Annotated in this window: 16 protein-coding genes; 2 read left to right on the plus strand and 14 right to left on the minus strand. The window is 57.8% G+C overall.

Annotation, left to right across the window (positions count from 1 at the left end; all coding sequences use genetic code 11):
- Positions 1 to 6: 6 nt before the first annotated feature.
- The 14 genes from QZT71_RS01370 to QZT71_RS01435 all read right to left on the minus strand — a co-directional run bounded on the left by QZT71_RS01370 (position 7) and on the right by QZT71_RS01435 (position 15,326).
- On the minus strand, positions 7 to 675 hold the full coding sequence (locus QZT71_RS01370; protein ID WP_295911367.1) for a GDSL-type esterase/lipase family protein: 669 nt from the start codon (positions 673 to 675) through the stop codon (positions 7 to 9).
- A gap of 10 nt (positions 676 to 685) precedes the next feature.
- A complete protein-coding gene (locus tag QZT71_RS01375) occupies positions 686 to 2,491 on the minus strand; it encodes an FAD-dependent oxidoreductase (protein ID WP_295911368.1) in 1,806 nt (601 codons plus the stop codon).
- 75 nt (positions 2,492 to 2,566) lie between these two features.
- A complete protein-coding gene (locus tag QZT71_RS01380) occupies positions 2,567 to 3,733 on the minus strand; it encodes an AGE family epimerase/isomerase (RefSeq protein ID WP_295911369.1) in 1,167 nt (388 codons plus the stop codon).
- A 50-nt stretch (positions 3,734 to 3,783) separates the two neighbouring features.
- Positions 3,784 to 5,190 (minus strand): sugar porter family MFS transporter, encoded by a 1,407-nt coding sequence (locus QZT71_RS01385; RefSeq protein WP_295911371.1) that lies wholly within the window; start codon positions 5,188 to 5,190, stop codon positions 3,784 to 3,786.
- Positions 5,191 to 5,193: 3 nt separating this feature from the next.
- The gene (locus QZT71_RS01390) at positions 5,194 to 6,297 is read right to left on the minus strand and encodes a DUF4434 domain-containing protein (protein ID WP_295911374.1); all 1,104 of its coding nucleotides are present in this window, start codon (positions 6,295 to 6,297) and stop codon (positions 5,194 to 5,196) included.
- 221 nt (positions 6,298 to 6,518) lie between these two features.
- Positions 6,519 to 7,727 carry an ROK family protein gene (locus QZT71_RS01395; protein WP_295911375.1) on the minus strand — a complete coding sequence of 403 codons (1,209 nt, stop codon included), beginning with the start codon at positions 7,725 to 7,727 and terminating at the stop codon, positions 6,519 to 6,521.
- Between the two features lie 278 nt (positions 7,728 to 8,005).
- A complete protein-coding gene (locus QZT71_RS01400; protein WP_295911377.1) occupies positions 8,006 to 8,584 on the minus strand; it encodes a TetR/AcrR family transcriptional regulator in 579 nt (192 codons plus the stop codon).
- Between the two features lie 81 nt (positions 8,585 to 8,665).
- Positions 8,666 to 9,769 (minus strand): ABC transporter permease, encoded by a 1,104-nt coding sequence (locus QZT71_RS01405; RefSeq protein WP_295911378.1) that lies wholly within the window; start codon positions 9,767 to 9,769, stop codon positions 8,666 to 8,668.
- 2 nt (positions 9,770 to 9,771) lie between these two features.
- Positions 9,772 to 10,866 carry an ABC transporter permease gene (locus QZT71_RS01410; protein ID WP_295911380.1) on the minus strand — a complete coding sequence of 365 codons (1,095 nt, stop codon included), beginning with the start codon at positions 10,864 to 10,866 and terminating at the stop codon, positions 9,772 to 9,774.
- Complete coding sequence (locus QZT71_RS01415) at positions 10,866 to 11,606, minus strand: ABC transporter ATP-binding protein (RefSeq protein ID WP_295911382.1); 741 nt, start codon at positions 11,604 to 11,606, stop codon at positions 10,866 to 10,868. The genes QZT71_RS01410 and QZT71_RS01415 overlap by 1 nt, the downstream gene beginning before the upstream one ends.
- The gene (locus tag QZT71_RS01420; protein WP_295911383.1) at positions 11,599 to 12,510 is read right to left on the minus strand and encodes an ABC transporter ATP-binding protein; all 912 of its coding nucleotides are present in this window, start codon (positions 12,508 to 12,510) and stop codon (positions 11,599 to 11,601) included. Before QZT71_RS01420 ends, QZT71_RS01415 begins: the two co-directional genes overlap by 8 nt.
- 11 nt (positions 12,511 to 12,521) lie before the next feature.
- Positions 12,522 to 13,415 (minus strand): HlyD family efflux transporter periplasmic adaptor subunit, encoded by an 894-nt coding sequence (locus QZT71_RS01425; protein WP_295911385.1) that lies wholly within the window; start codon positions 13,413 to 13,415, stop codon positions 12,522 to 12,524.
- A gap of 3 nt (positions 13,416 to 13,418) precedes the next feature.
- Positions 13,419 to 14,699 carry a TolC family protein gene (locus tag QZT71_RS01430; protein ID WP_295911386.1) on the minus strand — a complete coding sequence of 427 codons (1,281 nt, stop codon included), beginning with the start codon at positions 14,697 to 14,699 and terminating at the stop codon, positions 13,419 to 13,421.
- Between the two features lie 3 nt (positions 14,700 to 14,702).
- Entirely contained in the window at positions 14,703 to 15,326 is a 624-nt protein-coding gene (locus tag QZT71_RS01435) for a TetR/AcrR family transcriptional regulator (protein ID WP_295911387.1), read from the minus strand.
- Positions 15,327 to 15,691: 365 nt separating this feature from the next.
- On the opposite strand from QZT71_RS01435, the gene QZT71_RS01440 reads away from it, so the two are divergent.
- Positions 15,692 to 17,305, plus strand: coding sequence for a hypothetical protein (locus tag QZT71_RS01440; RefSeq protein ID WP_295911389.1), 1,614 nt, complete (start codon positions 15,692 to 15,694; stop codon positions 17,303 to 17,305).
- A 217-nt stretch (positions 17,306 to 17,522) separates the two neighbouring features.
- Positions 17,523 to 17,978 (plus strand): hypothetical protein, encoded by a 456-nt coding sequence (locus QZT71_RS01445; protein WP_295911391.1) that lies wholly within the window; start codon positions 17,523 to 17,525, stop codon positions 17,976 to 17,978.
- Positions 17,979 to 18,176: the final 198 nt, after the last annotated feature.

An 18,176-nucleotide genomic window follows, 5' to 3' on the forward strand; every position in this document is an offset into this window, starting at 1 on the left:
AGAAACTTATTTTATGTAGGGTTTAATCTTCCCAATCCACACGGCATAAGCAGCGGCTTTGAGATGGATGCCGTCGAACGTGTACTCGTCGGGCAGCTCCCCGTTGCGCTGCATGTCGCTCCAGATGTCGATAAAGGTCAGGCCGCGGCGTTCGGCCATGGCACGCAGCAAACCGTTGAATTCAACGAAGCGTGCATTCTTGCCTTTCATGAACTTCTCGTTATAAACTTCGTTCAGGGGCAGCAGGCTCTGGATATAGACTTTCGTGCGCGGCGTTTCCCTGGCGATAATATCCAGCAGGCGTTCGTATTGCTGCAGGAGTTTCTCGTTCGAGATTTTCGAGAACAGCAAATCGTTGGCGCCGCCCATGATAAAGATGGCTTTGGGCTGTCCGTCGACAATCGGCTGCACACGGTTGATCATCCCCGATATGCAGTCGCCGCCGATACCGCGGTTGAGCACGCGTTTGTCCTGGAAATACTCCGACCAGAAACCCCGTTCGGTCAAGCTGTTGCCGAGCATCACGATGTTATGGCGCGTGACCGGCACCAACTCCTCGACATTGCGCTTGGAGCGGTAGTAATCGTTATCGCAGGTCAGCGTATCGCGCTGTGCCTGTGCCGACGCACCCGTAACAGCCGCGGCGGCCAACAACAGGAGAATGAGTTTTTTCATGGGTTTATCCTTATTTTAAGTTTCCTTCGAAATCGACGTCGCGGTCGAACGGATGCAGCGCAGCATCCGTCATACGGGCCGCCTCGCGCCGGGTTATAGGCCTTGTATCGCTGCTCGCGGCAATCGTTCCGCCCGCCTTGCGCAGCAGCTCGGAAGCCGAAGCGGCCGTCAGCAGGGCCGTATCATCGGTCACCTCGACCTGCGGCGCATAGTCGTGCAGGCCGCGGCTGAATTCACCGACCGAGATTGTACGGTCGGGATAGAACCACGACCGGTTTGCCCATTGGAACGGTTCGCCCGTCATGCGCAGAATACCCGTCGCGGCGATGCGCTGCAACACCTCGAAATCGGGATCGTCGGGTTTCACGTCATACAGCGGTGCAATATAGGCTTTCTGCGCCAGCAGGGCGGCCTGCAACCTGCGCACCGGAATCTCGCGCGGCGCACAGCCCTGTTTGGCGGCCAGCGCCGCGAGTGTGCCTGCCGCCTGCCCCGTAAGCAGGACGACGGGCTGCAGGCGCGTCGATCCGTTGATGAGGTTCGAAACAGATATGGCCTTGTCCGACACAATGAGGTTCTCGGTTCGGGCCGGAATCATCACCCCGGCCGGAATGCTGAACGACGGCACCGGAGGGAAAGGAATCTTCCCGATTTCCGGACGGCAGTCATGGTGATGGTCGACAGGGTAGTCGCCGACCGATATGCCCGTGCGGTATAGCGCCGCCGGACGGTCGTAACGCGCCGTTACATCGTCGAGCGTCATCCGAATCACTCCGTCCAGGCGCCGGCCCTCGCGGTGGTAGGGCAGGCAGGCCAGCCCGTCCGCCGTGGGAAACTCATCGTCGGCAATCCCCAGATTGCGGAATCCCAGCTCGTGCTGGATGTAATAGACGAACCGCAGGGTCTTTTCGCGGGCGGGACGCAACGCCGCGTCACGCTCGGCATAAGGCAGTCCGACCACATTCAGGTAGACGTCGTTGCCGTTGACCGGCCAGTTGATCATGTATTTACCGTTGGGCAGGCGCCCATAATTGAGCATCACCTCGGCCGATATGGGCTTGCCTTCAGCCGTCTGGCAGCTGTGTGCGAACTCCGCCGGGTCGTAACCTGCAGGTCGCGGTATGGTCTTGTCGGCGCCTTTGCCGTAATCCTTGAGGATAGCCACGAATGTCAGGTCCTGCACGATATCGTTCGCCTGTTCCGGAGCCAGCGCCTCACCCGTATCGGCACGTGCGTCCATACCCAAACGATAGGAGGTGCCGCTCAACGGCAGCGCGTCGCCCAAGTCGGTGGCATCGATGGTGACGCGGGCCGAAACATCGAGTCTGCCGCCCGTCTCGTCGACGAACCGTGCGCCCGTTACCTGCCGACCGCGCTTATACACTTCGACGAGCCGGTATCCGTGGCGGACTTCGAGCAGCGGCTCGGCCGCCGCCATGGCTTTGAATACGCTGTCGGCCACATGCGGCTCGAAAAGCGTGTTGCTCACCCAGCCCGTGGCTACGGCGTTCGCACCGCCGTAGTGCCTGCGTATCGCTTCGCGGAACTCGTTCCACAGCCCGGACGGCATCTGGTGGTTGCCGTCAATGGCCGCCACCCCCTGCGCCGAGATCATTCCCCCGAGCATGGGCGTGGGTTCGACCACGAGCGTGGCGGCTCCCTCACATGCCGAGGCGATGGCCGCCGCCGTTCCCGACGTCGTGCCGCCGATAACCAGTACGTCGACCGTACAGCGTGTCTTACTGCCACACGCCGGACATGCAAGCCCGAGCGAGGCAGCCAACACGACGGACAGTATGAATCCTGTGCGTATCATGTTTGGTTTCTACGTTTTATGCAAGTTTCACGGCACGTTTCCGGGCCGCAGGCAGTTATCCGGCGTGCCGGCCGTCTATTTGCACTGTTCCAGTATCTGCCATATCTGGTACAGGCCGCGCGGAACGTGGAAGCAGCCTTTCCATTTACCCCCCTTGAGCGTAAGCAGCGTTTCGCCGCGGCGGTTGAGATAACCGAACCATTCGGGATATTTCGGGTCTTTGAAGTGCGTCCACATGTAGTCGTGCAGTTTCTGGAACCACGCGAGGCACTCTTTGTTGCCCGTCAGCTGGTAGGCCTTAATCATCGTAATCGCCGATTCGATATGCACCCACCACAGTTTCTGATCCCATTCGAGCTGCTGCTGGGGACGACCCAGGCGATCCATGAAATAGAAAATACCGCCGTATTGCTTGTCCCAGCCATATTCGATGGTCGACAAGGCAATCTTCACGGCCTTGTCGATAAGGTCGGGACGGTGGAGCCGTTTGCCCAAATCCATGATAAACCACATCGCCTCGAGCGAATGGCCCGGATTGATCGAGCGCCCCTCGAACGAATCGACCAGCGAGTTATCCGCGGCCGAAACATTCTCGACGATAAGCCCCAGATCTTTCTGGTAAAACACCTCCATCACTTCGTGCAGGCAGGTTTCAATCGTTTCGTCGATGAGTTTGCGGTCGATGAGCTGCTCGATTTCGAGCGTGAGGTTACACAGAATCATCGGCAGCGCGAAATCCTTGATCGGACGCGTTCCGGGATGCCCCTTACACCATTTGCCCTTGGGATGCTGACGCTTTTCCAACACGCGGTCGAACGTCTTTTTGGCAATGTCGGCGTACTCCTTGTTCCCCGAGGCGACAGCCAGCTGCGCGAAAGCCATCGTGGCAAACGTATAGGAGAAGATATTGTAGGGATCGATGAGCGGCTGTCCGTCACGCGTGAGCGAGAAATACCAGTTGTAGTCGCCGTCGTGTCCGTATTTTTTCAGGAATTCGCCTCCCTGCACGGCACATTCCAGCCACTCTTTACGCGGCTCTACCTTGTTGTAGAGCATCGAAAAAAGCCATACTTCGCGCCCCTGGAGCCAGACGAACTTGTCCGTGTCGTAGACACTGCCGTCCCGCTCGAGGCAGGAGAAGTAACCTCCGTATTGTTTGTCCTGGGAATGTTCCAACCAAAACGGCAGGACGCTGTCCAACAGTTCCGACTTATATTTGCCAGCCAGTTCTTGAAAATTCATGATATCGTATATTAGTTTAGTCTATGAAGTTAAATCCCATGCAATGCCCGTTACGCGTCTTTCTGCCAGTATTTCTCGATTTCCTCGAGCGAACGTCCCGTAGTTTCGGGCACGGCACGCCAGATAATCAATATATAAGGTACGCACATCGCCGCGAACAGGAAAAACGTGCCGGCAGGCGTAAGGTTCTCGAGCATCCATGGCGTCAATTGTCCGATCAGGTACGTACCGACCCACAGCGCGAGTCCAGCGATCGACATCGCGAGTCCGCGGACGCGGGTAGGGTACATCTCCGACAGCAGCACCCATACAACGGCGCAAATCGACACGGCACAGAAAAAGATATACGCCAGGAAGAATACCAGCAGGAATACATTGGACAGGCCCCAAGCAGCGCCCCACAGGAAATAGATGCCGATGCACAACAGCGACAGAATCATTCCCGACACGCCCCAGTAAACCAGTTGCTTGCGTCCCACACGGTCGATAATCACCAGTGCCAGCACGGAGGTAAGCATGTTGACAACTCCGACGAGCACCTGCGAGAAGAGCGAATCGCCGCTCGAAAGGCCCGCATTCTCGAAAATCGTCGGGCCGTAGTACAGCACGGCGTTTACGCCCATGAACTGCCCCAGGATGGCAATGAAGACCCCGATTACGACCGCCTTGCGGATACCCGGGGCAAACAGCATGCGCCACTCCGACTGCGAAGCGGCTGCCGCCGTACCGCGCACGGCGGCAATTTCCCCGTCGGCGAGTTCCGGCGAGCGGTAAATACGCTCCAGCACGACGTGCGCACGCGCATCGCGTCCCCGCAGGACGAGCCAGCGCGGACTTTCGGGGATGAAGAATATGACGATGAAAAACAGCAGGGCAGGCAGCGTTTCGGCCCCGAACATGCCGCGCCACATCTCCGTAATCCAGATTTTCTGCATCAGCGCCGAGGAGTACACAGCCGTTTCGGCCGATTTGAGTATCTGGAAATTCACGAGATAGGCAGCCAGAAACCCGACCGTGATGGCCAACTGGTAGAGCGACACGAGCGCCCCGCGCCAACGGGCGACGGCCACCTCCGAAATATACATCGGCGATACAATCGACACCACGCCGATACCGATGCCGCCGACAATGCGGTAGGCGACCAACTGGGTGAAATCGGCACATACGGCGCAGCCTACGGCCGACACGGTGAACAGCACGGCGGAGAGGAGCATCGTCAGCTTGCGTCCGAAGCGGTCGCTCAAGACGCCCGCGACCGCAACGCCGCCGATAGAGCCGATAAGCGCGCATCCGACGAACCACCCCTGCTGCATGGCGTCGAGCCCGAACTGGGTGGCTACGCCGCTCACCGTACCCGAAATGACGGCCGTGTCGTAACCGAACAAAATCCCGCCTATGGCGGCTACCAAGGAGAGAAATGCCACGTAGCCGGTGTTCGTAGTCTGTGTTTTTTTCATAGGCTACCTGATATTGAAGTATTCTTTATAACGGTCGTAGAGATGCCCGGCCTGCAGATAAGCCGACTGGGGGCTCATGAAATGCGAAAATTCGAAGGTGATGGCCTTGTCGTAACCGGCGCGTTTGGCGGCTTCGAGTTTCAGGCGCAGTTTGTCGAACTTGATGGGCAGGAACTTGATGGGCATGTCGCGGTCGAACGACTCGGCATTGGTCCAGCACTGCATGCCGTAGCGGTCGGCGAGTTTCTTGTTGACCGTAAAGAACGCATCCAGTTCGTCGTAATCGATATGCCCGTCCTGAAATGCACAGGCGTCGACCACGTCGTGTATGCCGTCGAATATCTCGTCCCATTCGCGCTCGTGCTGCTCGACCGACACGGCCTGCTCCTTGGTCAGTTTGCTGCCGCTGGCCATCACGGCCTTCTTGCCGTCGATCCACGGCGATATGAACGTCGGCAGTCCGCCCGACACCTCCTTGCACTGCTTGCCCAGGGCATGGAACGCCCCGATGGCTCCTTTGGTGGCGCGGCTGATTTCACCGCTCAAATACCAGCCGCCGAAACTCTTGTATTTGCGGCCGTAAATGTTCCAGACCTCCTCGATCACATATTTATTATGCTCGATTTCGCTCGACATGTCGCCCGTATCCCAGTATTTGCCCGAATCGTAGAGGCCGAAATAAAATTTCATCCCGTATTTTTCAGCCAGCCGCAGGAACAAATCGACCAAATCGACCGACGGCATATAGCACCCCTGCTTCAGCAAGTGGGGCGACGGGTAGGTAATGAACTTGCGGTAACCCGATCGGATTTCGATTACGGTATCGATGCCGATGGCCTTCATATGGCGGAAGTCGGCGTCCCACTCCTTTTCGCCCCAATTCTGGTGGGGGATATCATGCGAAATCTCATCGAGGAACGTGCCCGAGATACGCAGCCCATTCTCCCGGGGAACCAGCAGGGGGCTTCGTCCCGGCGGGGCGGCAGCCGCTTCCGATTCCGCGGCAGCGATATTCGAAGCCGCTTTGACCACCCCGGGAACGGCGACGGTGGAAGCAGCGGCGACAGCTATTTTTTTTAGAAAATTCCTTCGGTTAGAAGTTTTCATATCGGGCTGCATTTTATAGTTCGCATAAAATAAAGTAAATTTTATTGTTTTTCAATGCAAATATAATAAATAAATTTACAATGAAATAATATTATAGCTTTTTTTATTCGAAATTACCAAAAATAATCACGGTACGGCTTCAAATCGCATCTAAGGAGTGCCAAAATAAAAAAGTCCGTACGAATACGGACTTTTTATCTGACAGGCGAATCAGAACGCAACTACATCAATCCCAGCATTTTGCTGCGGCTCAACATGCAGGCGCCCACGGCACCGGCCTTTTCGCCCAGTTTACTCAATTTAATCGTGGTGTCCTTGTTGACGAGCTGCAACGAATATTTGTTGATAGCGCTCTTCAGCGGCAGCATGATGTAATCCTTGGCCACCGCCAGCGTCCCGCCCAGGACAATCAGGTCGGGATTGAACAGGTTGATAAGTCCCGCGAGGGCTTTGCCGAGCGTATGCCCGACATTCTCCATCACTTCGATGGCAAGCACATCCTCCTGTCCCAGCGCATCGAGAATATCGTCCAGGGTAATTTTGTCGCCGCGGTTGTATTTGTCCGAAAGCATCGAAACGCGGTTCTGCGCCAGTTTATCCATGAATATCCGGTATACGGCAGAGCCCGAGGCGCCGGTTTCGAGGCACCCGCGTTTGCCGCAGCGGCATATCACCTCGTTGTCCAGCAGGGGAAAATGGCCGAATTCACCCGAGAACCCGGATTTGCCGTAAAACAGTTTGCGGTCGACGACCACGCCGACACCCAAACCCCAGCTCGCATTGACGAATATCATCGTACTCTCGTTATTGCCGACACCGCACATATATTCCCCGTAGGTCATCGCGCGGGTGTCGTTCTCGACATATACCTTGCAGCCCAGGCGCTGTTCCAGCAACATCGAGAGCGGCTGCTCCTCGACGAAGAAGTAGCTGTAACTGTATCCCGTCCGCGAATTGACACGCCCCGAGAGGTTGATGCCGATGGAAAGGATTTTCTTGTGGTCGATTTTACTCTTTGCGATGAACCCGTTTACGGCTTCGCACAGCCGGTCGAGCGACTGCACCGAATTCTCCATGACGAACGGCACGGAGTCGCGCATGTCGACCACCTGTCCCTTGAAGTTAATCACCGCCATGGTGATGATGTCTTTCTTGATGTCGACCCCGACGAAGTATCCCGCATAGGGATTCAATCCGTAAATATTGGGCCTGCGTCCCCCGGCCGTCCCCTGTTTGCCGAAGTCGTGCACGAAACCGTCTTCGATAAGCTCGGTAACGAGTTTGGTAATCGTCGGAACGGACAGGTTCATTTCGTGGCTCAAATCGGTAATACTGAAATCGCCGCCCGTTATATAATGTCCTATCAGTTGCCGTTTCAGCAGGGCGGTTTTGTTACCTTCCTCTGCCTGTCCCAAGAATGAATCGACCATAATTACAAATAATGACTGGTATGATGAATTGTTGGACAAAGATAATAATTTTTACTATAAACAAGACATTTTCAACGGTATTTGGCAATTCGCACCGCGCAAAATAAATAATTACGGGACATGCCGGAAAACAATAAATTTTATTTTTTATCACATCACCCACATTTTACCGGCCGCGACACCGCGCAGGGCGGGTGCGGACAGCACAGAAAAGAGGGAACCCGGCACCCGGGCCGGACTCCCTTTACGGGGCTTTTTTATTCACAAACAGCTTTGGGTCAGCAAGATAACTCCATCAACCGCCGCACCCGCTCCGTCTCCTGCCAGCCGCGTTCGGTTGCCGAACCGCGGATGATGGTAAAGAGCACGCGCAAGGCCGCGTCGCGATGCCGGCTTTCGGTCTTGAAATCCGGCCAGAAAAACTGCTCCAGCAGCCCGGAATACTCCATGCCGAACAGGTATCCCTCTTCGACGCACTGCCGGAAAACCGAGCGCTGCCGTTTCCGCAGCAGGCGCCGCTCGCCGTTGACCGCATCGACCGCAACCGGATAGTAGGCGATATCTTCGATGAACTGCCAGCTCATCGCTCCGAAAGCATCGTAAGCGGTGACAGCCGAACGCAGCAGCACCTCGACCGGAGTTCGCGATGAGGCGCAAGCAGCGTCCAGCACGGTATTGAGCCGTTGCAGGCCGTATTCCACACACTGCGTCACCAGTTCCCATTTCCCGGGAAAGAGGCTGCACAACTCGTGTCTGGTGATGCCGAGTTTCCCGGCAATGGTACGCATCCGCATGTCGCGGATTCCCTCCTGGAGGAAAAGCCCGTAAACGGCTTCCAAAACTGATTCTTTTTCCATAACGGCAGGTATTTTAAATTAACGGCCGGAGATAGGGAGCGGGGTCCGCGGCCGCAATGCACGGCTGCGGGCAGGGACAGGTTAGGCCTGTTTCCTGTAAGTCAGGGTGGCGACGGCATTGAACACGACCGCAAAAGCGGCCAGAGCGGCGTAGCTGCCCCACAATTCGCCGATCGCAGTGCCTTTGAGGTATACCGCACGCATGACATCGATGAAATAACGGGGCGGGAAAAACCGGGTGAGCCACTGCGCCCATCCGGGCATCGACTCGATCGGGGTAATCAGGCCGCTCATCAGCACGAAAACCATCACGAAGAAGAACATGACGAACATCGCCTGCTGCATGGTCGAGGAGTTGTTGGCTGCAATCACCCCCATACCCGACATGGTGAGGATAAACAGCGCCGCAGCCAGGTAGACAGCGCCGAACGACCCGGCGGGAGCCAGCCCGTAGACAATCCATCCGAGCAGCATGGCTACCGCCAGCACGACCAGCCCGATAATCCAGAACGGAATCAGTTTCGCCAGCGTGAATGTAAAGCGGCCGACCGGCGTTACGTTGATCTGCTCGATCGTTCCCGTTTCCTTTTCGCCGACGAGATTCAGCGCCGGGAGGAAGCCGCACAACATAATCAGCAGCATAATCATCAGCGCGGGAATCATATAATATCGGTATTCGAGCATGGGGTTGTAACGGTTCTGCACCGCAACCATTTCGGGTGCGGCGGGCAATCCCTCGTCGCCGCGCAACCCGGCAAGGGTCTGCATGACCACCTGCACGGTATATTGCATTCCGAGGTTGCCTTTGAGGGCGTTCACGCCGTTGGCCGAGATACTCACCTTTTTCGGGGAACCGGCAACAATCGAGCGCTCGAAGTCGTCGGGAATCTCGACAATCACGTCGACCACACCCGCCTCCAGTTCCGCGAGCGACGTCCCGTAATGCCCCGCCACGTCCTGCAAGGTGAAGTAATCCGAAGCGGCGATTTTCTGCACGAGGCGCCGCGAAGCCGCCGTACGGTCGTTGTCGACCACCGAAATACGGATATGGCGGACGTCCATCGTCGTGACCCACGGGATGACCAGCATCACCATCAGCGGAAAGACGACGACCATCTTCGGCAGGAAAGGATTGCGGATGAACTGCCGGAGCTCCTTATCGAGTAAAACGAGTAGTGTTCGCATCGTCATTCGAGTTTATCGTTGAACTTCTTCAAAGCCACGCCTATCAAAAGCACGGTCATGGCCAGCAGGATAAAGAACTCCCGCAGCACCGCGGCGAACGGCAGCCCCTCGATCATCAGTTTGCGCACGGCGGAGATATACCAGCGTGTGGGAATGATGTACGAAACGCCCTGCAGGACGCCCGGCATATTTTCGATGGGGAAGACCATGCCCGAGAGCATGATAATCGGCAGGATGAGCAGCATGCCCGAAATCAGCATCGCCGTAATCTGGTTGTCGGACACGGTGGAGATAAACAGCCCGAGGGCCAGCGCCAGCACCAGATAGAGCATCGACAGCCCGACCAATCCGCCGATGCTGCCCGACATGGGTACGTCGAGGACATAACGCGCCAGCAGGAGAATCGTCGCGAGGTTCATACACGAGAGCAGGAAATAGGGAATCATCTTGGCGAAGATAATCCGGAGCGGACGCACGGGCGATACCAGCAGCACCTCCATCGTCCCCGTTTCCTTTTCGCGCACAATCGACACGGAGGTCATCATGGCGCAAATAAGGATGAAAATCAGCCCCATGATACCCGGTACGAAATTATAGGCGCTCTTCATCCGGGGATTATACAAGAGGTGTGTTTCGGGCATGGCGCCAGCGGACTGCCGCCCGGAGAGCAGGATATTCTGCAAATAACCGGCGCCGGCGACCGCCGTATTGGGGTTCGAGGCATCGAAAACCAGCTGGACGGCCGTTTCAGACACAGCTTCCGGGCCTGCGGCAGCCATCCGGCGGTCGTAGTCGTCGGCAAAGACCACCACGGCGTCGGCCCTGCCTGTACGCAGGACATCGTCGATTTCCGCCTGCGAAATGTAACCCCGGAAACTGAAGTAGGGATTGGCCGCAATGCGCTGCACCTCTCCGCGGACGGCCTCCGTCCGGTGCGGGGCCGCCACGGCGAAGTCGATGTTGTTGATTTCGACCGAAATGGCGAATCCGAACAACAGCAGCTGGATAACGGGCATGACCAGCACGATAAGCATCGTACGCCGGTCGCGCAGGATATGCAGCGCCTCCTTTTTGACGAATGACAAGAAGCCTCCCATTATTCGGCGCGTTTGGCCTCCCGCGCCAACGAACGGAACACCTCGTCCATCGATGCGGCGGCAAATTGTTTTTTCAGAGCGGCAGGGGTGTCCAGCGCGCGGATCTGTCCGTCGACCATAATCGACACGCGCGAGCAGTACTCCGCCTCGTCCATATAGTGCGTGGTCACGAACACCGTGGTGCCCCCGGCGGCGGCCTCGTAAATCATCTCCCAGAACTGGCGGCGCGTCACGGGATCGACGCCCCCGGTAGGCTCGTCGAGGAAGACCACCTCGGGCCGGTGGAGCGTCGCCACCGAGAAAGCCAGTTTCTGTTTCCAGCCCAGCGGCAGGGAGCCTACCGGCGTGTTGATTTCCGAACGGAAGCGCAGACGGCCGAGCATCGTCACCGCACGGCGCAGTATCTGCATCCGCGTCAATCCATAGATGCCGCCGTAGAGGCGGATATTCTCCAGCACCGTAAGATCGTCGTAGAGCGAAAAACGCTGGCTCATATAACCTATATGGCGTTTGATTTGCTCGCCCTCGCGCATGATGTCGAACCCGGCGACCGTACCGCCGCCCGAAGTAGGGTAGCTCAACCCGCAGAGCATGCGCATCGCAGTGGTCTTGCCGGCGCCGTTCGCCCCGAGGAACCCGAAAATCTCCCCGCGGCCCACGTCGAACGTAATGCGGTCGACGGCGGTAAAACCGCCGAACCGCTTGCATAAATCCCGGACGGATATTATCGGCTCATTCATGGCGCATCAGTTTTATAAATACATCTTCGATTCCCGCATCGGCCGGACGCACCGTCACATCGCGAAATCCCTGCCCGGCCAGCTCCCGGGCCAGTTCGCCCGCATCGAAACCGGGAGCCGCAATGAGGTGGTGCGCCTCGCCGAAAGGGTAGCATTCACGCACCCCGGCCGAACGGCGGGCCGCCAGCAGCAGGCCGTACATGTCGTCACCCGAAAGTGCGAAAAGCGGCTCGTCGAACCGTGCGACGATGCCCTGCGGCGTATCGATGCCGAGCACCTTCCCGTTGTTGCACAAAGCGATGCGCTCGCAGCGGCGGGCCTCGTCCATGTAGGGCGTCGACACGAGAATCGAAATTCCCTTGTTTTTCAGTTCGGACAGCATGTCCCAGAATTCGCTGCGCGACACGGCATCCACGCCCGTTGTCGGCTCGTCGAGCAGCAGCACCGAGGGGCGGTGAATCAAGGCACAGCACAGCGCCAGTTTCTGTTTCATACCGCCCGAAAGTTTTCCGGCACGGCGTGTGCGGAACGGCTCTATCCGGCTGTAAATCGGGGCTATCAAATCGTAGTTGGCCCGCATTTCAACGCCGAAAAGCGCCGCGAAGAACGCGAGGTTCTCCTCGACCGACAAGTCGGGGTAGAGCGAGAAGCGACCCGGCATGTAACCCACGCGCTCGCGGATTTTGCGGTAGTCGGCGACGATGTCCAAACCGTCGACCCGGGCGCTGCCGGCATCGGGATTCAGCAGCGTAGCAAGCAGCCGGAACAGCGTGGTTTTACCTGCGCCGTCGGGGCCGATAAGGCCGAACAGCTCGCCGCGCCCCACTTCGAACGACACGCAGTCCAGTGCCGTCAGCGCACCGTAGCGTTTGGTCAGGGCATCTGCTTTGATTGCGGCATCCATCGCATCCGGGTTTATTCGTCCAGTTTCACTTCGCCGTACAGGCCGATTTTCAGCCGTCCGTCGTTCTCGACGGCAATTTTCACGGCATAGACCAGGTTGGCGCGCGTATCCCGGGTCTGGATGGTTTTGGGCGTGAATTCGCTCTCCGAGGCAATCCAGGTGATATGTCCCGGATAATCGCGCCGCTCCCCGCCGCCGAAATCGGCGGTAACGGTCACCGGCCGGCCGAGCTCCAGCCCGGAAAGCTGGTCCGACGTGAAGTAGGCCCGCAGGTAGATTCGGCCGAGGTCGGCCACTTTCATCAGCGGACGGCCCACCGAGGCCAACTCCCCGGCCTCGCTGTATTTGGCCAGCACCGTCCCGGCAATGGGCGATGCGATGCGGCATTTCGAAAGCCGGTCTTCGACCTGCGCAATCTGCAGTTCGATGGACGAAGTATTCTCGTCGATGGAGGCCGTATTGTTCTTCAGCGTCGAAAGCTGGGCGTCGAGCTGGCCGTTCAGCACCTTGAGCTGGGCATCGATGTCGTCGAGCTGTTTGGCGGTGGCGGCACCGTCTTTCAGCAGGTTTTCAACACGGCGGCGCTCGGTCTGCTGTTTGGCTATCTGCTCGCGCAGGGCGGCGACCTGCTTCGAAATGTCCGGGCGGCCCGAACGTACCGACGCAGCCGTGCGTTCGAGCTGCAGCTTCTGCAGGTAGAGCTGTACGGTGTCGATCGCACCTACCTGCCGTCCGGCTTCCAGCACATCGCCCTCCTCGGCGTCGAAGCGGAGAATGCGTCCGGCGGCCTCGGCGGACACGACCACCTCGGCAGCTTCGAATGTTCCCGTCGCATCGAAATCGCCGTCATGCCCGCAGGCGACGGCCAGGAGCGGCAGGACGCCGTAAATAATGGTTCGTTTCATGGTTTATCGGTTTACAGTATGTTTCAGTTCGTAAATGGTTTTGACCAATTCTATTTCGCGGGCCGAACGCGCCGTTGCGGCCGCAGCCTCTTCGGTAATCTTGCGCAGCAGGTCGTTGGTGTCGATTACGCCATTGCGGAGTTTCGACTCGGCGGCCTCGCGCACCGAACGGCGCAGCGCAACGATACGGTCGTCATCGGCAAGGGCTTTGCGCAAACGGGCGATGTCACCGCTCTCCTCCGTTGTCTGCAACTTGGTGTTAAACAGGAAGATGTCACGCTGCACCTCGACCTGCTGTTGAGCCGACCGAAGTTTTTTCAGCGAATTGCCGCGCGTATAGTAAGCTCCGAAATTCCACGACATCCGCACGCCGACAAGGGCGTTCCACGACCAGTCGCCGTTCATCATGCTCTGCATGTAATCCAGTCCCGGATAACCGTAATACCCTTGAGCAAAGAGTCCGAAGCGGGGACGCGACGAAGATTTGACCAGCGACTCCTGGGCCGCGAGTTTATCGATCCGCGCGTCGAACAACGCCAACTCGGGGCGCTCCGGCTCAAAGGAATGCGGCTCCGCGACATCGGGACGCACCAGCGCCGCATCGCCGAGCGGCCGGCCGATGAACACCTCCAGCATCCGGCGGTAGCTGTCGCGGGAGGCTTCGACCTGCGTCAGTTGCTGGCCCACGGAGAGCAGTTCGGCCTCCACGGCATCGGCGTCGGCCTGCGTCGCCACGCCGTTGCGCCGCAACGCACGCACCTTGTCGAAGTTGCTGCGCAGCAGTTCGAGCGTCAGGTTCGTCTGCACAATCTGCTCCTCAAGCAACAGGATACCGAAATAGAGGTTGTCGACCCGCCCCTGCAATGCGTAGAAATCGACGTCGGCGGAGCGCTGCTGTTCGGCCGCCTCCGCCTCGGCAATCCGTTTGTCAGCCCCCGCCTTGCCGCCGTCCCAGATGGTCTGGTTCAGTTCCAGCTGCACTTTATACTGATCTTTGTCCAGCCCGGGAATCGAAATGCCCTGTTGCGCGAGCATTCCGGTCAGCGCATCGGGAAAATTCGGAACCCCGGTCTGCCACGTGGCCTGCGCCGAAAGCCCCAGCTGGGGCAGCCAGGTACGGCGGGCGTTCGACAGGGTATAACCGGTCGTCTGCCGTATCAGGTCGTACTGCCGGATTTCGGGATAATGTGCGCGGGCCAGGGCCCGGCACTCGTCGAGCGTCGGTTGCGCACCGGCCGAAAACACCGCAAACAGGCACCAGCACAAGATAACGATTCGTTTCATAGCTTATATTTTTTTAAGACGCCGTGTAATGACTTCGACATTCTCCGCCTTGCGCAGCTCGAAAAAACGGGCCCGGTCGTTCGAAAAACTCCCGAGAATCGGTTCGATAAGCGGATAGGCGATAAACGGAAAAACGTTGAGCGAGATAATATCGAGCATCAGCATCCGGACATCCAGCGGCTCCGCTTCCCCACGGGCCGACAATGCGTCCAGTTCCCGCTGCATGTCGCGCATCAGCGTATCGGCGATTTCCCGGATGCGCGCACGCATGGTTTCATAACGGTCGGGCCGCGAAAAGACCTCGTTGACAATGAAACGCGGCAAATCGGGGTTTCGCGCGATAAAATCGAAATGGCTGCCAATCGCATCCCGCAGCCGCTCCTGCAGCGGAAGGTTCGGCTGCCCGAATGCCGCCAGCACCGATTCGCCCATCAGACGGAGTTTCTCGTCGAGAATCCGCTCGAAAAGCTGTTCTTTCGTCCGGAAGTAATAATGCAGCATGGCGTGCGTTACGCCGGCAGCCGAAGCGATCGAAGTGGTGCGTGCACCGTCGAAACCCTTCGACAGAAACTCCTGCTCAGCCGCTGCGAGTATCGCCTGTTCTTTGGTTTGTGTCGATTCGGTCATGGTTTTATTGTATTAACAATTCAATCTAACAATTTTGTTAATGCAAATATACGGACAAAAACCATATCTCCAAACAATCGCAGGGATTTTTCCGCCGGAACTGAAACATACTACCAAAATTTGATAGTATAATGCCGGATACATCCCGGCATCCGTTTCGACACACAGGCCCGGCACATGCCGGAATCGGACGGCGGACAGGGCTGCGTGCGATTTCTGTTTTGCACACGCCCAAACCTCCGGGGAGCATAAAAAAAGCCGCAGGATACCCGTTCTGCCCTAAAAAGTCCTACCTTTGCGCCGAAAATACCGACCCGCATTCCACACCGGCGCAAATCCGGACGAATGCACAACCAGCTAAACCCATGTATTGCGTCCGACTTGCCACCGCTCTGCTCCTGCTCATCAGCCCCGTCGGCTGCCAGCGCGTACCCGACGCCCTGTCCGGGGCCGAAACAATCGTCATGGAGCATCCCGACAGCGCCGTAAAACTGCTGCTGACCATACCCTCCCCGGCAAAAAAACTATCCCGGCGCAACTATGCGCATTATGCGCTGGTAATGACGCAGGCGCGTTACCTTTCCGGTGAAAATATGGTCGGCGATACGCTCTCCGACATAGCCCTCGACTACTACCAGGCCCACACCCGGGATTTCGTCCCCGTACAGAAAGCCTACTACTACGCCGCAAAAATAGCGCACCAACGGCACCAGCCCGAACTGGCGATGTCGCTGCTGCTCAACAGCCGCCGGGCGCTGCCGGCGAAAGGGGAGTGGGAACGGCACTATGTCCTGGAAACATGGCTCGGGGTATTCTGCGGCGGACAACACCTGTTCGAAGAGAAAGTCCGCCACGCAATGCGCGCGTACGCCTACGCCGACAGCCTCGGCCGCGACGACTGGCGCTGTATTTCGCTCGGCGACCTCGCACATGCATATATGGGGCTCGACCGCTACGACAGCATGGAATATTACGCCCGGAAAGCCCTCCGACTGGCCGAAGAAAAAGGCATCACGGAAAACACCTCCCCGAAATGGGCGATGCTGATCGAGGGCGCCATCAGACGTAAGGATTACGCGGCCGCAGAGGAGTACTGGAACCGGGGGTACCAACACGCCGAAGAGCGTGTGCGGTACTCGTGGATCAAGACCCTCGCCGAAATACGCAACCGGCAGGGGCGCTACGACGCAGCGCTGCACCTGCTGGACAGTTCCCGGATGATGTGCGCCGACACGTCGCACTACACCTCGCGCGCCCTATGGGCGTTCCATGCCGCGGAAGCATGGGAGGGCAAGGGAAACCCGGCAAAAGCCCTCGACGCACTGAAATATTACTGTGCGCTGAAGGACTCGATCGACGACGAGATACACGGCGCCGATGTGCTCAACACCCGTGAATTGTGGCAATACGAACAACTGAAAGCACAGAATTCGACTTTACAGGGGCAGAAGCGGCTCCGCGAACGCCTTGTTTACCAGACGATACTGCTGTGTGCGGCCTTGCTGCTGCTCGGCGCATGGATAGCGATGCGCATATGGCACCGCACCAAACTCCGCCAACTGGCCCAGCAGCGGCATATCGTAGCGCAGAAAAACGAACTGGTGGAGATGCGGCGCAAGGAGGAACAATTGCGCACGACATTCTTCTGCCAGCTCAACAGCCGTTTCATCTCGCTCGTCAAACAGGGCGGCGACACGAAAAAATGCCGGATGTCGGACGCCGAGTGGCAGACGATATTCAACCATGCCGACGCCGTTTTCGACAATTTCACCGTCCGGCTGCGACAGCAGTTCCCGGCCCTGAACGAGGAAGATATCCGCTATTGCTGCATGGTTCGCATGCGCCTTTCGCAGGCTGAAATAGCAGGCGTGGTGTGCCTGGAAAAGGACTCCGTAAAAAAACGCCTGAAACGCATCCGCACCGAAAAACTGGCATCGGCAAAGGGCACCACGCTGGAGGAAATCCTCTCCGGATTGTAGAAATATACCCCCTGCACCGCCAGCAAGCAAGCCACAACCAAAAGGTAATCAGCGGCTTTTATCAAATCTGCATTTCACTATTATACCCCCGTATCCGGCCTGTTATTCCCGGGCCGGATTTTAACTTTGCCGCAATGAATTATCGGCCCTGCGCCTCGCACGCAAAGGCGCCCGCATATCCCCGCCGGACGAAAACACCCACTTATTTAAAATAAAAATGCAGAAGTTCAACTACACCCCAAGCAATCCCTTTTCGGGCTCCGTTTCTTCGCTGGCCATCGGCGCCGGCATGGTCATCGTTCCGCTCGTATGGCCTTTCGGCATCCGCATCGGCCGTACGCCGATTCTCGGCCCTACGGCCGTAACGATCATCTTCGTACTCGGAGGGCTCGCGCTACTCGCATTCACGGCGCTGGAAATCACCAAGGCCCGCAAGCTTATCGCACAGGGCGGCGAAATAACCGTCGACGGCGATCAGGTTACGATACCCGTCGTAAAGAAAGGCGCCGTGGTCCTGGAATCGTTCAAACTTTCCGAGGTCGAACGCACCAAATTCGACGAAGAGGAAAACGAGTTCAACATCTCGCTGCCGTCCGACCACCATGTCATCCGCGGTGCATTCTTCGACAGCGCCGATGCGTTCGAGGCATTCAAATCGGTTTTCGAAAAATAGGAAATCCCACCGCCTGCCAATACATGCGCTCCCGTATCCTGCAGAAAAACGCTCCGTGCGGAGCCGGACTGTCGTTTTGTTGTTGCAGCCCCGGCAACGTGCATGGCTGAACTCGTTTTCCCCGTGCGGGCCTACCGCATAGAGGCTCCGAAGAGTCCCCGTCGGTATGATGGCCATGTCCGTCATACCGACCTCTGC

It is taken from the genome of uncultured Alistipes sp. (genome assembly GCF_902388705.1).
Taxonomy (GTDB): Bacteria; Bacteroidota; Bacteroidia; order Bacteroidales; family Rikenellaceae; genus Alistipes.

What these genes read in the sequence shown, in the direction of transcription:
- QZT71_RS01400 (WP_295911377.1), bottom strand. Translation starts at nt 8,584, where the DNA reads ATGGAAAAAGAATCAGTTTTGGAAGCCGTTTACGGGCTTTTCCTCCAG.
- QZT71_RS01440 (WP_295911389.1), top strand. Translation starts at nt 15,692, where the DNA reads ATGTATTGCGTCCGACTTGCCACCGCTCTGCTCCTGCTCATCAGCCCC.
- QZT71_RS01405 (WP_295911378.1), bottom strand. Translation starts at nt 9,769, where the DNA reads ATGCGAACACTACTCGTTTTACTCGATAAGGAGCTCCGGCAGTTCATC.
- QZT71_RS01390 (WP_295911374.1), bottom strand. Translation starts at nt 6,297, where the DNA reads ATGAAAACTTCTAACCGAAGGAATTTTCTAAAAAAAATAGCTGTCGCC.
- QZT71_RS01435 (WP_295911387.1), bottom strand. Translation starts at nt 15,326, where the DNA reads ATGACCGAATCGACACAAACCAAAGAACAGGCGATACTCGCAGCGGCT.
- QZT71_RS01370 (WP_295911367.1), bottom strand. Translation starts at nt 675, where the DNA reads ATGAAAAAACTCATTCTCCTGTTGTTGGCCGCCGCGGCTGTTACGGGT.
- QZT71_RS01445 (WP_295911391.1), top strand. Translation starts at nt 17,523, where the DNA reads ATGCAGAAGTTCAACTACACCCCAAGCAATCCCTTTTCGGGCTCCGTT.
- QZT71_RS01415 (WP_295911382.1), bottom strand. Translation starts at nt 11,606, where the DNA reads ATGAATGAGCCGATAATATCCGTCCGGGATTTATGCAAGCGGTTCGGC.
- QZT71_RS01395 (WP_295911375.1), bottom strand. Translation starts at nt 7,727, where the DNA reads ATGGTCGATTCATTCTTGGGACAGGCAGAGGAAGGTAACAAAACCGCC.
- QZT71_RS01410 (WP_295911380.1), bottom strand. Translation starts at nt 10,866, where the DNA reads ATGGGAGGCTTCTTGTCATTCGTCAAAAAGGAGGCGCTGCATATCCTG.
- QZT71_RS01385 (WP_295911371.1), bottom strand. Translation starts at nt 5,190, where the DNA reads ATGAAAAAAACACAGACTACGAACACCGGCTACGTGGCATTTCTCTCC.
- QZT71_RS01430 (WP_295911386.1), bottom strand. Translation starts at nt 14,699, where the DNA reads ATGAAACGAATCGTTATCTTGTGCTGGTGCCTGTTTGCGGTGTTTTCG.
- QZT71_RS01380 (WP_295911369.1), bottom strand. Translation starts at nt 3,733, where the DNA reads ATGAATTTTCAAGAACTGGCTGGCAAATATAAGTCGGAACTGTTGGAC.
- QZT71_RS01425 (WP_295911385.1), bottom strand. Translation starts at nt 13,415, where the DNA reads ATGAAACGAACCATTATTTACGGCGTCCTGCCGCTCCTGGCCGTCGCC.
- QZT71_RS01375 (WP_295911368.1), bottom strand. Translation starts at nt 2,491, where the DNA reads ATGATACGCACAGGATTCATACTGTCCGTCGTGTTGGCTGCCTCGCTC.
- QZT71_RS01420 (WP_295911383.1), bottom strand. Translation starts at nt 12,510, where the DNA reads ATGGATGCCGCAATCAAAGCAGATGCCCTGACCAAACGCTACGGTGCG.